The 13,189-nt window shown below is 38.7% G+C and carries 15 protein-coding genes; 7 read left to right on the forward strand and 8 right to left on the reverse strand.

All coding sequences use genetic code 11. The annotated features are described in order from the left end of the window. Window positions 1-7 precede the first annotated feature (7 nt). From HSP_RS0102210 to HSP_RS11565, 4 genes are all read right to left on the reverse strand, one after another. On the reverse strand, window positions 8-226 hold the full coding sequence (locus HSP_RS0102210; protein ID WP_007524754.1) for a sulfurtransferase TusA family protein: 219 nt from the start codon (window positions 224-226) through the stop codon (window positions 8-10). Then, window positions 226-738, reverse strand: coding sequence for a hemerythrin domain-containing protein (locus HSP_RS0102215; protein ID WP_007524493.1), 513 nt, complete (start codon window positions 736-738; stop codon window positions 226-228). The genes HSP_RS0102210 and HSP_RS0102215 overlap by 1 nt, the downstream gene beginning before the upstream one ends. Window positions 739-785: 47 nt before the next feature. Continuing rightward, the gene (gene tgt, locus HSP_RS0102220) at window positions 786-1,925 is read right to left on the reverse strand and encodes a tRNA guanosine(34) transglycosylase Tgt (protein ID WP_007524841.1); all 1,140 of its coding nucleotides are present in this window, start codon (window positions 1,923-1,925) and stop codon (window positions 786-788) included. A gap of 82 nt (window positions 1,926-2,007) precedes the next feature. Beyond that, window positions 2,008-2,142, reverse strand: coding sequence for a lipoprotein (locus HSP_RS11565; protein WP_007524027.1), 135 nt, complete (start codon window positions 2,140-2,142; stop codon window positions 2,008-2,010). Window positions 2,143-2,242: 100 nt separating this feature from the next. Here HSP_RS11565 and HSP_RS0102230 point away from each other — a divergent pair, with 100 nt between their 5' ends. The 7 genes from HSP_RS0102230 to HSP_RS0102260 all read left to right on the forward strand — a co-directional run bounded on the left by HSP_RS0102230 (window position 2,243) and on the right by HSP_RS0102260 (window position 10,070). After that, on the forward strand, window positions 2,243-2,815 hold the full coding sequence (locus HSP_RS0102230) for a YceB family lipoprotein (protein WP_007525272.1): 573 nt from the start codon (window positions 2,243-2,245) through the stop codon (window positions 2,813-2,815). Between the two features lie 94 nt (window positions 2,816-2,909). After that, entirely contained in the window at window positions 2,910-3,650 is a 741-nt protein-coding gene (gene can, locus HSP_RS0102235) for a carbonate dehydratase (RefSeq protein WP_007525484.1), read from the forward strand. Window positions 3,651-3,961: 311 nt separating this feature from the next. Then, window positions 3,962-5,686, forward strand: a complete 1,725-nt coding sequence (locus tag HSP_RS0102240; protein WP_010128325.1) for an acetolactate synthase 3 large subunit — start codon at window positions 3,962-3,964, stop codon at window positions 5,684-5,686. Then, window positions 5,679-6,170, forward strand: coding sequence for an acetolactate synthase small subunit (ilvN, locus tag HSP_RS0102245; RefSeq protein WP_007524449.1), 492 nt, complete (start codon window positions 5,679-5,681; stop codon window positions 6,168-6,170). The genes HSP_RS0102240 and ilvN overlap by 8 nt, the downstream gene beginning before the upstream one ends. A 228-nt stretch (window positions 6,171-6,398) precedes the next feature. After that, entirely contained in the window at window positions 6,399-7,397 is a 999-nt protein-coding gene (locus tag HSP_RS0102250; protein ID WP_007525017.1) for an iron ABC transporter substrate-binding protein, read from the forward strand. A gap of 84 nt (window positions 7,398-7,481) precedes the next feature. Beyond that, entirely contained in the window at window positions 7,482-9,002 is a 1,521-nt protein-coding gene (locus HSP_RS0102255) for an ABC transporter permease (protein ID WP_007524839.1), read from the forward strand. Window positions 9,003-9,014: 12 nt separating this feature from the next. Further along, window positions 9,015-10,070, forward strand: coding sequence for an ABC transporter ATP-binding protein (locus HSP_RS0102260; protein WP_007525349.1), 1,056 nt, complete (start codon window positions 9,015-9,017; stop codon window positions 10,068-10,070). A gap of 90 nt (window positions 10,071-10,160) precedes the next feature. Here the strand turns inward: HSP_RS0102260 and HSP_RS0102265 are convergent, their stop codons facing one another. The 4 genes from HSP_RS0102265 to yaaA are packed head-to-tail and all read right to left on the reverse strand — an operon-like array spanning window position 10,161 to window position 13,153. Next, complete coding sequence (locus HSP_RS0102265) at window positions 10,161-10,934, reverse strand: Zn-ribbon-containing protein (RefSeq protein WP_007524270.1); 774 nt, start codon at window positions 10,932-10,934, stop codon at window positions 10,161-10,163. After that, window positions 10,915-11,835, reverse strand: a complete 921-nt coding sequence (locus tag HSP_RS0102270) for a cation diffusion facilitator family transporter (protein WP_029495020.1) — start codon at window positions 11,833-11,835, stop codon at window positions 10,915-10,917. The genes HSP_RS0102265 and HSP_RS0102270 overlap by 20 nt, the downstream gene beginning before the upstream one ends. A gap of 2 nt (window positions 11,836-11,837) precedes the next feature. Then, complete coding sequence (locus HSP_RS0102275; RefSeq protein WP_007523998.1) at window positions 11,838-12,377, reverse strand: hypothetical protein; 540 nt, start codon at window positions 12,375-12,377, stop codon at window positions 11,838-11,840. Then, window positions 12,377-13,153, reverse strand: coding sequence for a peroxide stress protein YaaA (gene yaaA, locus HSP_RS0102280; protein ID WP_007525440.1), 777 nt, complete (start codon window positions 13,151-13,153; stop codon window positions 12,377-12,379). Before yaaA ends, HSP_RS0102275 begins: the two co-directional genes overlap by 1 nt. Window positions 13,154-13,189: the final 36 nt, after the last annotated feature.

The following is a 13,189-nucleotide window of genomic DNA, read 5'->3' on the forward strand; positions in this document are numbered from 1 at the left end:
AGCGGTCTTATTTTTTGATTAATATGCAAATTTCATCTTCATAATTTTGCACATCAACTATTTGATATTGTTCTGCTTCACAAAGCAGGCGAATATCGTCTAACTGGCTTGTATGATTTAAGTGAATCTTTAGGCTATCGCCACTAGCAAGCTTTATCAATGCCTTTTGGGTCATCAATAAAGGTAACGGGCAAAGATATGCCCGTAAATCAAGTTCATATTCCATTATAATTTGCGACGTGCCGCCATAATTTTGCCCATTTCAGATAAAGTTTCTGAATCTAAGCATTCTCTGCCCATTTCAAATAATGGCTCTTCAATCGCAATATGCACATCATAGCCTGCAATAAACTGTTGAATTAGCGTTTCATCAATTTGATCTTGCTTACCGGCTAATAAATCTTCTAATGCTTGTGCTAATAATGCCCAGTTATGATGCAATGTATGATGTTGTTTTTCTAGCTCATCAATTGCTGTTTGTGCTTCAGGCTTTTTACTTGCCAAAATAGGGAAAAAATCCTGTTCTTCATCTTCATGATGAAGTGGTGCTGAGCGATTAAAATAATTTAGAATTTGCTGAACATCATTTTTCACCGCTTGATTCACACCATTTTCTGCTAAATATGCTGGCAAAATTTGTAACTGTTTGCAAAAGCGTTTTACTTTGCTATGGCAAGCATAAAGCATTTCAATGGGTTCTGCCCAAGTCGCAAATTGTTGAGGTTGAAGCTGTTGCATAGTTTCTCCTTTATAAAATAGGCGCACTGAATGCGCCTGATTTTCTATTATGCTTTTTGCATTGGTGGCACTTCTTTACCAATTTTGGCATAGAATTCCACAACAAAGTCGTTAAAACGATCTTCTTCGATTGCTTGGCGAATTTGTGCCATTAAACGTTGATAATAACGTAAGTTGTGAATGGTATTAAGTCTTGCACCTAAAATTTCACCACATTTATCTAAATGATATAAATAAGCTTTGGTGTAGTTTTTACAAGTATAACAATCACATTCTGGATCTAATGTACTGGTGTCATTTTTATATTTCGCATTACGGATTTTCACCACGCCATCGCTAACAAATAAATGACCGTTACGCGCATTACGCGTCGGCATTACACAGTCAAACATATCAATACCACGGCGCACACCTTCGACTAAATCTTCTGGTTTGCCCACACCCATTAAGTAACGGGGTTTATCTTGTGGCAATAACGGCGTAGTAAATTCTAAAATGCGGTGCATTTCTTCTTTCGGTTCACCCACGGCTAAGCCGCCAACCGCATAGCCATCAAAACCAATATTGACTAAGCCTTCTACTGAAACTTTACGTAATTCTTCAAAGGTTCCGCCTTGAACAATACCAAATAATGCTCTTGGATTTTCCAATTCATCAAAGCGATCACGGCTACGTTTTGCCCAACGAAGTGACATTTCCATCGATTTTTTCGCATAATCAAAAGTCGCCGGATATGGTGTACATTCATCGAAAATCATTACGATATCAGAACCTAAATCGTATTGAATTTCCATAGATTTCTCTGGCGAAAGGAAGATCTTCTCACCACTGATTGGGTTTTGGAACGTCACGCCTTCTTCTTTAATTTTGCGTAATTTACCCAAACTGAATACTTGGAAGCCACCACTATCGGTTAAAATCGGGCCATGCCATTGCATAAAATCATGCAAGTCACCGTGCATTTTCATCACTTCTTGCCCTGGTCTAAGCCATAAATGGAAGGTATTGCCTAATAAAATTTGAGCACCTGTTGCTGCCACCTCTTCGGGTGTCATCCCTTTAACGGTACCGTAAGTTCCCACAGGCATAAATGCTGGGGTTTCCACTACATATTCGCCCTTTGGACGAGAAAAAATTAAACGACCACGGCGCGCATTGCCATTGGTTTTCTTAAGTTCGTACTTCATAAAATCCTCTTATAGATAAACAGTCTATATACAAGCGGTCAAATTCCGCCAAAATGTTGCAATGTTGCAAAATATCAATGCATTAGAAGTTAATACCAGAACCAATGCCTACACCTACACCAACGCCATTAGAGCCACCACCAGCACTAATACCACCGCCGAAAGAACAGGCTGAAACGCTCAGCATCACAACTAATGCTAATAAGATTTTTTTCATTTATTATTTCCTTTCACAGAACTAAATTGCTATATTAGCTATCAAAAGTACAACATTTTACAGATTTTTTTGATTGAACACTAACTGAAAGAGGCTTTTCATGAAACTTTTACATAAATTGACTGCCGTCTCATTAACGGTAGGTTTTGCCTCAATGGTTTTTGCCAGTCCATTAAGCATTAGTGAACAAGAAATTAACCATTATTTGCATAATCACTTGGCAGAAAAAGTGCCATTACAAAATAATGTTGGCGTGCCGGGTTTATTTGAACTTGACTATAATTTACACGATCTGATTACTCGCATTGGGCGAACTGATGAAAAGAAAGTGGAAATCCAAGGCATTGTAGACGGCATTTTAACGGCTAAAGGCAAAAAACATAATGCGCAGGTTAAACTAAATTTAGATACCAAACCTTATTATGATGCCGAAAAAGGTGCATTGTTTTTACAAGATGTTCGTTTGTTAAGTTGGTCTGCTACGCCAGAAAAATATCAGGAAAAATTAGCGATGTTTATGCCGGTGTTAATGGATGGATTAACGGAAGTGCTAAACAGCACGCCAGTTTACACGCTGGATGAAACGAAAAGTAAAGAAGCGTTAGTGAAAAAATTTGGAAAAGCGATCATCGTGGAAAAAGGCGAATTACGACTAGAAACATCTGTGTTTTAAGCCTCTTTTCCATTCTTTTACAAGCGGTGGAATTTGCAATCTTTTTTGCAAATACCACCGTTCTTTATTCCAACGAATATAACATGGAGATATTATGTTAGATATTGCACAACTGTTCGCCAATAATCACGCTTGGGCAACCAAGATGAAAGATGAACAGTCAAATTATTTTAAAGAACTTGCTGAACACCAAAAACCGACCTACCTTTGGATTGGTTGTTCAGATAGCCGTGTTCCCGCAGAAAAACTGACTGGATTAGGCCCAGGTGAGCTATTTGTTCATCGTAATGTAGCCAATCTTGTGATCCATACTGATCTTAACTGTTTATCTGTTGTTCAATATGCGGTGGACGTGTTAGACATTAAGCACATCATCATCTGTGGCCACACTAATTGTGGCGGCATTAAAGCCGCAATGGGAACCGTTGAAGATTATGGGCTTATCAGTAACTGGTTATTACATATTCGCGATCTTTGGTTTAAGCACAGCCATCTACTTGGCAAACTTTCTTCGGAACAACGCGCGGATATGCTGACCCGCTTAAACGTGGCAGAACAAGTATATAATCTTGGTCGTTCATCGATTGTTAAAGCCGCTTGGGAGCGCGGAAAATCACTTTCTATTCATGGATGGGTTTATGATGTGCAAGATGGTTTCTTAAACGATCAAGGCGTAATCGCAACTAGCCGTGAAACATTAGAAATTACTTATCGTAATGCAATTGCCAAACTGACAACAGAAATCGATGCCCTTGTTGAACAGAGCACGCAAGAAAAAGCAGAATTAGCGGAAGCAGAACGCATTAAACAAGGATTAGAAAACTTCGTTGATTAACTTCTAACCAAGCTTGAGATTTTCTTTATAAAAAGTGTGATCTAAATCACACTTTTTATATTTTTTATCCTCTCTCCTTAAAAAAATTAAATTCTGTTCATTTTATAAAATCCCGATAATTTATCTAAAAATGGCATTATTATTCATTTTAATTTTATTTAAATCTGATTTTTCTATTTATTTGAGATTAAATATTGAAAAACACCATTTTTAGGTATCTAGACAATCTTTTTCATTTTTTGCAGAATGCTCTTACCAACACTGCTAATTCAAAAGCAGGATTATCAAACACAACATCTCAGGAGTATTCAATGAAAAAACTTTCTGGTGCAGAAATGGTCGTACAATCGCTTAAAGACGAAGGCGTAGAATACGTTTTCGGCTATCCAGGCGGTGCAGTATTAGATATCTATGATGCGATTCATACGCTAGATAACATTAACCACGTTTTAGTTCGCCATGAGCAAGCCGCCATCCATATGGCTGATGGCTATGCCCGTTCAACTGGTAAAGTCGGTTGCGCATTAGTGACATCTGGCCCTGGTGCAACCAATGCGATTACTGGTATTGCTACGGCTTATGCGGACTCCATCCCATTAGTTATTTTAACAGGACAAGTACCTTCAAATTTAATTGGTACAGATGCTTTCCAAGAGTGCGATATGTTAGGTATTTCTCGCCCTGTGGTAAAACACAGCTTTATGATTAAAGATCCGCAAGAGATTCCAAACATCATCAAAAAAGCATTCTATATTGCTTCAACCGGACGCCCTGGTCCTGTGTTAATTGATATTCCAAAAGATATGGTTAACCCAGCGAATAAATTCACTTACGAATATCCTAAATCAGTTTCCCTTCGCTCTTACAACCCAACGGTTCAAGGGCATAAAGGTCAAATTAAAAAAGCATTAAAAGCATTATTAGTCGCGAAGAAACCAGTACTTTATATTGGTGGTGGGGTAATTTCTGCAAATTGTGCTGCGGAATTAACCGATTTTGCGAAAAAACTCAATTTACCGGTAACCAGTTCATTGATGGGGTTAGGCGCATTCCCTGCTTCTGATAACCAATTCTTAGGTATGCTTGGCATGCACGGTACTTATGAAGCCAATAACGCGATGCATGAAAGTGATTTAATTTTAGGGATTGGCGTACGTTTCGATGATCGTACAACAAATAATTTAAGCAAATACTGCCCTAATGCGAAAATCATTCACGTTGATATTGACCCTGCTTCAATTTCTAAAACCGTGCCAGCCTATATTCCAATTGTAGGTTCTGCTAAAAATGTATTAGATGAACTTCTTTCTCTTTTAGAAGATGAAAATCTTGCAAAAAGCCAAGCAGATTTGACCGCTTGGTGGGAACAAATTAAAGAATGGAAAGCGAAAGAATGCTTAAACTTCGAGAAAAGCGATAGCGTGATCAAACCACAAGCGGTTGTACGCTTAATTCATAAGCTAACAAAAGGCGATGCTTATATCGTATCTGATGTAGGGCAACACCAAATGTTTGCTGCACTACACTACGGTTTTGATAAACCTCGTCGTTGGATTAACTCGGGCGGTGCCGGCACAATGGGCTTTGGTTTACCGGCTGCTATTGGAACAAAATTTGCCCACCCTGATGCAACCGTGGTTTGTATTACGGGAGATGGTTCAATTCAAATGAACATCCAAGAGCTTTCAACGGTTAAACAATACGATACTCCAGTTGTGATTGTTAGCCTTAACAACCGCTTCTTAGGCATGGTAAAACAGTGGCAAGATTTGATCTATTCTGGTCGCCATTCGCAAGTTTATATGAACTCGTTACCAGATTTCGCAAAACTTGCTGAAGCTTATGGCCACGTTGGCATTACCATTGACCACCCAAGTGAGCTAGAAGAAAAATTAACCCAAGCTTTTGCCATTAAAGATAAATTAGTGTTTGTTGATGTAAAAGTGGATGAAACTGAACACGTTTACCCAATGCAAGTGCGTGGCGGGGCTATGAATGAAATGATTTTAACTAAACCGGAGAAAAAAGATGCGTAGAACACTATCCGTATTACTTGAAAACGAATCTGGGGCATTATCACGCGTCGTCGGGCTTTTTTCTCAACGCGCATTTAATATCGAAAGCCTAACCGTAGCGCCGACAGATGACCCAACGCTTTCACGCATGACCATCGTAGCAAAAGGCGACGAAGGCATTTTAGAGCAAATTGAAAAACAACTACATAAGTTAATTGATGTATTTAAAGTCAGCAATTTAAGTCAAACTGAGCATGTTGAGCGTGAAATCATGTTATTAAAAGTTCGGGCAACTGGCTCTTCTCGCGATGAATTGAAACGGATGGTGGATATTTTCCGTGGACAAATCGTAGATATCACGCCGAAGCTATACACGATTCAGCTTTCTGGCTCGAGTGAAAAATTAAATGCTTTCATTGAAACTATTAAACAAGAAACTTCTGTGGAAGAGATCGTAAGATCGGGGGTTATTAGCCTCTCTCGTGGCGAAAAAAACATTTTGTAATCTTCGTTAAAAATTAGACCGCTTGTTCTACCAAGCGGTCTTTTTTTATCCATAAAATGTTTCTGAACTATCGATGAATCTTTACGTAATCTATCGAATCATTCTAAGCGATTGACAAAATGATATTTTTTGATAATTATTTGCATTATCTCTTTTAAATATATTAGAATGAGACAATTTGTATTTTCAGAAAATGGGCGATTTGCCCAATAACATAAAGGAGTTTTCATGAAAATTAAACATTTCAAAATTGCAGCCCTTACCGGCTTAATGGCATTTGCAGGATTCGCTTCTGCAGATATTACCGTTTACAACGGCCAACACAAAGAAGGTTCTCAAGCTGTTGCTGATGCATTTACAAAAGCAACAGGTATTAAAGTGACCTTAAACAGTGCAAAAAGCGATCAACTTGCTGGCCAATTAAAAGAAGAGGGTGATAAAACCCCTGCTGACGTATTCTTTTCTGAACAAACTTCGCCTTTTGCAACGTTATCTGATGCTGGTCTTTTAGAGCCACTTTCAGATGCAACAATCAAACAAACTGCACATAATGGCGTGCCTGTTGCACCTAAAAAAGACTGGGTTGCATTAAGCGGTCGTTCTCGTGTTGTGGTTTACGATCACACTAAATTATCTGAAAAAGACATGGAAAAATCCGTGTTAGATTATGCAACACCAAAATGGAAAGATAAAATTGGTTACGTTCCAACTTCAGGTGCATTCTTAGAGCAAGTTGTTGCGATTACCAAATTAAAAGGTAAAGATGCCGCTCTTAAATGGTTAAAAGGCTTAAAAGAAAACGGTAAACTTTATGCGAAAAACAGCGTTGCTCTTCAAGCGGTTGAAAATGGTGAAGTACCAGCAGCGTTAATCAACAACTATTACTGGTATTCACTTGCAAAAGAAAAAGGTGCTGATAACCTCAAAACACGTCTTTACTTCATTCGTCATCAAGATCCAGGTGCATTAGTGACCTATTCTGGTGCAGCGGTATTAAAAGGTTCTAAAAATAAAGAAGAAGCGAAAAAATTCGTTGATTTCTTAGCAAGTAAAGAAGGACAACAAGCGTTTGTTTCAGTACGTGCAGAATACCCACTTCGTACCGATGTGGTTTCTCCATTTAACATGGAACCTTATGCGAAATTAGAAGCGCCTGTTGTTTCGGCAACCACTGCTGAAGACAAGGAAAACGCAAATAAACTTATTGAAGAAGCTGGTTTGAAATAAGTTTAATTTGCTATGCAATATAGGGCGTGTAATACACGCCCTTCTGTTATTTACTCTACACTAATATTTTCAAAGGATTCTTTTGTGTCTAATCGCCCACCTCGCTGGCTTATAGCCTTAATCGTGCTGATTAGTTTGCCATTATTATTACCTTTTTTATATGTTATTGAGCGTGCTGCAGATGTTGGATTAGCTCGCAGCATTGAATTACTTTGGCGCCCAAGAATGTGGGAATTGCTCAGTAATACCCTACTTTTAATGGTATTTGTGACGCTTTTCGCCATTATTCTCGGCACGTTATGTGCATTTTTATTAGAACGTTATCGCTTTTGGGGAAAAGGTTTTTTCCAAGTTGCGATGACACTCCCTCTTTGTATTCCGGCTTTTGTTAGCTGTTTTACGTGGATCAGTCTCACCTTCAGAGTGGAAGGCTTGTGGGGAACCATAGGCATTATGACGCTGAGTTCTTTCCCGCTTGCTTATCTCCCTGTCGCGGCGACCTTAAAAAGACTCGACCGCTCTTTAGAAGAAGTGAGCCTTTCATTGGCTAAAAGCCATGCTTACACATTTTGGCATGCGATTTTTCCGCAACTCAAACCCGCGATTGGTAGTAGCGTATTATTAATTGCGCTTCATATGTTGGTAGAGTTTGGTGCGGTTTCTATTTTAAATTATCAAACCTTCACTACAGCAATTTTCCAAGAATATGAAATGGCCTTTAATAACAACACTGCCGCCTTACTCTCTGGCGTGTTAATGGTCATTTGTATCCTTGTTGTGATGGGTGAAGTTCGTTTTAGAGGCACACAAACGCTCTATCAAAGCGGCAAAGGTGTAATACGTCCGTATCCGTTGAAAACGCTCTCAGCAGGAAAACAAATTTTAGTCGTGAGCTTTTTCACGACCATTTTTGTGCTCAGTATTGGTGTGCCGATTACTATGCTGATTTATTGGCTAACCGTGGGAAGTTCCATTGAAAATGCGGTCGATTTTGGGGAATTTTTTACCGCCTTCACAAATTCACTGACTATATCAACACTGGGGGCAACACTTACCGTTATTTGTGCACTACCATTGGTATGGGCTGCGGTACGCTATCGCAGTAAATTGACGATTTGGCTTGATCGAATCCCTTATCTACTTCACGCTGTACCAGGGCTTGTTATCGCATTATCGTTGGTCTTCTTTACCATCAACTATGCGTATTCGCTTTATCAAACCTTTGCCATGGTTGTCGTCGCCTACTTTATGCTTTATCTTCCCATGGCACAAACGACCTTACGAGGATCGCTTGAACAGATGTCTGATAACATCGAAAAGGTGGGGCAAAGCTTAGGCCGTAGTAACTTTTATATTTTCCGTACCTTAGTTATTCCAGCTATGTTACCTGGAATTGCTGCTGCGTTTGCTTTAGTTTTTTTAAACTTAATGAAAGAGCTCACCGCAACCCTATTACTGACCCCAAATGACATTAAAACGCTTTCAACCGCAGTGTGGGAATATACCTCTGATGCGCAATATGCGGCAGCCACGCCTTATGCCATTATGTTAGTGCTATTTTCTGGGATTCCTGTATTTTTACTGAAACGATACGGTTTTAAATAACGAAAAGATAAAATGACAACATTACTCGATATTAAAAATTTGAATAAATCCTTTAATGGACAACAGGTTTTACACAATATCTCGCTACAATTAGAGAAAGGTGAAATCCTATTTCTTCTTGGTGCATCTGGTTGTGGGAAAACCACCTTATTGCGTAGCATTGCTGGTTTTGAACAACCAACAAGCGGTGAGATTTGGTTAAAAAATCAACCTATTTTTAACGACAATATCAATGTGCCAACCCAACAGCGCAAATTAGGTTATGTGGTACAAGAAGGTGTGTTATTCCCCCATTTAAATGTTTACCGCAACATTGCTTATGGCTTAGGAGATGGCAAAGGAAAAACAGAGGCGGAAAAACAACGCATACAGGAAGTGATGAAACTCACCGGCATTAGTGACTTAGCTGACCGTTTTCCTCATCAGCTTTCAGGCGGGCAACAACAGCGTGTGGCACTTGCTCGAGCTCTCGCACCAAGCCCAGAATTAATCCTGTTTGATGAGCCATTCAGTGCATTAGATGAGCATCTGAGAAATCAAATTCGTTACGATATGTTACAAGTATTAAGAGAAAGTGGTTCCTCTGCCGTATTCGTGACCCATGATCGTGATGAAGCACTATGCCATGCGGACAAAATCGCAGTGATTCAAGAAGGAAAAATTCTCCAAATTGCGACACCTAAAACGCTGTATTGGTCACCTCAGTATTTGTCTATTGCCAAATTTATTGGGGAAAGCATTATTCTTCCTGCAACATTAAAAAGCGATGGCATCGCAACCTGTCAATTAGGTGAAATTGCCGTCGAAAATAAAGGAAATGGTCATACGCAAGGGAAGGTTTTATTCCGCCCTGAGCAATTCTCTCTTGCAAAAAAAATCCAAGATCCGACCGCTTCTTTTCAAGGTGAGATTAAACGGATTGAATCGAGAGGACGCGCCATTAATCTTTGTATTGATGTAGGCGGTTATGAATTTAATCTTAATGAAGATCTGATCAGCGAATACTATACGGGCGAACAAATCACCCTGTATTTATATGGGAAAGGCGTGTTCTATCATGATGAATAATCACTAGAGTAACGAGACTAAAAAATAAACCCAGCAACCATAAAAAGTACTGGGTTTATTTTCTATCTATCGAAATGATTTTGTACGGTTTTATAAAATTTCCCAACTTAAATTTGAGACTAATCGACAAGTATCGCATTTAAAATGGAGAATTTCAGCTATTGATTCAACTAATTTCCATGTACTCCCACAACTTGGACATTTTCGTTCGTGCTCTACCTTCGTATCTTTCCCTAATCGATAGAGATAATAATAAACCGCTGTTTGATTAACTTCTTCAATAGCTTTTGCTAAACGACGTCCAGTTTGAGTTAATACACTATCTACATGACTAATCTCTGCTAATGCCTGCGCTTCTAATACATGACCGTTCATTTGCAGTTGATCGCAGGCCTGCCAATCTTCTTGCCATTTCACTAGCGCTTCACTTAATTCAGGCGATTCCTTTAATATACGATAAAGCGGTACAGGTTTAAGCGCCTGTGTTTTCTCATCAAAAGTTTTAATAGGAGAACAGCTATCCAGATGTGTTGTATAGAGAATCAGCATATCTTGGTTTATAAAACTTGCGGTTTCATCTGCTTGATAATCTTGCCCAATAATCTCAAACGATTCAAAATAAACACCATATTCTTCTGCCTCTTGTTGAACGAGAACTACCCACTCACTATTCCATTTGGGCAAAAGACTTTCTTGTTCAGGCAAAGAAAGGCGTGCTTGAAAGTGGTCTTGATGAAATGTCACCCCAAATTCTCGCCCGATAATCTGTCCATTATTCCGCCACTGTTCAATAATTCGGCTAATTAACGTAACTGGATCTTGCTCAAAATGCTGATAGGAAAAATTAGCGATAGCTTGGTACATGGTGTTTAATTTGCCCTGTGATAAGTTCATGCTGAACAATAGAAGTTGGCTCTTGATGAATAATGATTTCCGTCTTAGGAAAAACCGCTAGAATCTCTTTTTCTAGCTGCTCTGTTATCTCATGCGCCTCTAAAAGCGTTAGATTGTCACGTAACTCTAAATGCAATTGAATAAAATGAGTTGCCCCTACTTGTCGCGTAAGTAAATCATGTATGCCGATAATTTGTGGGTTATGTGATGCCATTTGAAGAATCTGTTGAACCTCTTCATCTGGCAATGCGCGATCTAATAATACCTGCACGGCTTCCCAAAACATCTTGAATGCATTAAAAGCAATATAGAAGGCAATTCCTATTGCAAATACGGCATCAGCATAAATAAAGCCAAATAAGTTTAAAATCATCGCGACAAGAATCGCCGCATTCATCAATAAGTCTGTTTGATAATGCAACGAATCTGCCTCAATAGCTGGACTTTTTGTGAGTTTTACCACTCGTTTTTGATAGATGACCAACAATGCAGTCAATACAATAGAAATGATACTGACAATAACACCAAGCTCTGCTTCAATTAAATGAGGAGCTGTAAGCTTATGAATCCCTTGCAATAACAAAAATGTTGCAGAACCGGCAATAAATGCGCTCTGCGCGATAGCTGCAAGAGATTCGGCTTTCCCATGCCCAAAAGCATGATTTTCATCAGCAGGCTGTAATGCAAAACGTAGCACAATAACATTGGTAATAGAAGCAAAGAGATCCACAACTGAATCGGTCATCGCCGCTAAAATAGAAATTGAACCGGTTTTCCACCAAGCAATCGCTTTGATAACTATCAATAAGGCTGCTACAGCAATCGCTAAATTAGCAGCCCGTTTTACTAATTGAGAGTAATTTGTAGACATCGTTACTGACATTTAATCTGCCACGCTAAATAATTAAATTGATTGGCTAGCTCAACTAATTCCGCAGTATAACTGCTAAGATGCACATTATTCGGTTGTGCTACTTGACGTTTTTCTGAATATTGAATTTGTCCATAGCCACATTCAGATTGCTTGCCACGAGAGACCTCTAACTGAACATCATTAAAACGGCCACTTGGTGGATAGATCACTTTGCTGCGCAATTCATTATTTTCGATCCCCACCTGTGCAAAGGCTTCGGTTTCTCTAAAATGAGTTTGACGTAAAGCAACACGCGACTCCATCGTTTTACTCTTATCCGTGTCTAAAAATAACAAAATGCCTTTGCCCCATTTTTCTGCATTTTTGCTACTATCACTTGGTAAATAAAGCAAACTTTGCATTGTCTCGATTTTGTTATCTGTCACTTTTTCGTATGATTTTCCTTGAAAATTCACTTTTTCCGGTAGTAAAAAATGCTTAGGCCCACTCTGACAAGCGGTCAGAAAAATGGATAAACTTACTGAAATTGATAAACGCATTAGATAGACTCCTCTCTTTTAAATACGAATTCCGTCTCTGTAGATGAATCTGGATCAAACCAGTATCCACCATAATTAAAAGCTTTTAATTGTTCAACGTTACTTGGCTGATTTTCTAACATAAAGCGCACCATCATACCGCGTGCTTTTTTGGCATAAAAACTAATTTGTTTAAATTTACCATTTTTCTCATCTAAGAAAATAGGCTTGATAATTTGTGCCTGTAAATGCTGAGGTTTAACTGCATTAAAATATTCATCAGAAGCTAAATTAACTAGTACATTATCATTTTGTTCATCAATCGCTTTCTGTAAACATTCTGTAATGATATTCCCCCAAAAGGCATATAAATCTTTCCCTTTTGGGTTCACTAATCTTGTGCCCATTTCTAGACGGTATGGTTGCATCAAATCAAGTGGTTTTAATAAACCATATAAGCCAGATAACATACGCAAATGTATTTGTGCATACTGTACTTGTTCTGGCGTCAAAGTTTCTGCAGCTAAGCCGGTATATACATCGCCTTTAAAAGCGAATAATGCAGCTTTTGAGTTCTGTAAATTGTGTTCTAATTGCCACTGTGCAAAACGAGCAACATTTAGGCTAGCTAGCTTATCACTAATTGACATTAAAGAAGCTAATTCGGCTGGAGAGAATTTCTGACAAATCTCAATTAACTGCTGACTGTAAGCGGTCAAATTTGGTTGAGAAAATGCAAATTCAGGTGATGGGGTTTCAAAATCTAATGTTTTTGCGGGAGAGATAATCGCAAGCATACAATAACTCTTTTATTTCTATCTTGACTAAATAGC

The sequence above is a fragment of the Haemophilus sputorum CCUG 13788 genome (assembly GCF_000238795.1).
In the GTDB taxonomy this organism is placed as follows: domain Bacteria; phylum Pseudomonadota; class Gammaproteobacteria; order Enterobacterales; family Pasteurellaceae; genus Haemophilus_A; species Haemophilus_A sputorum.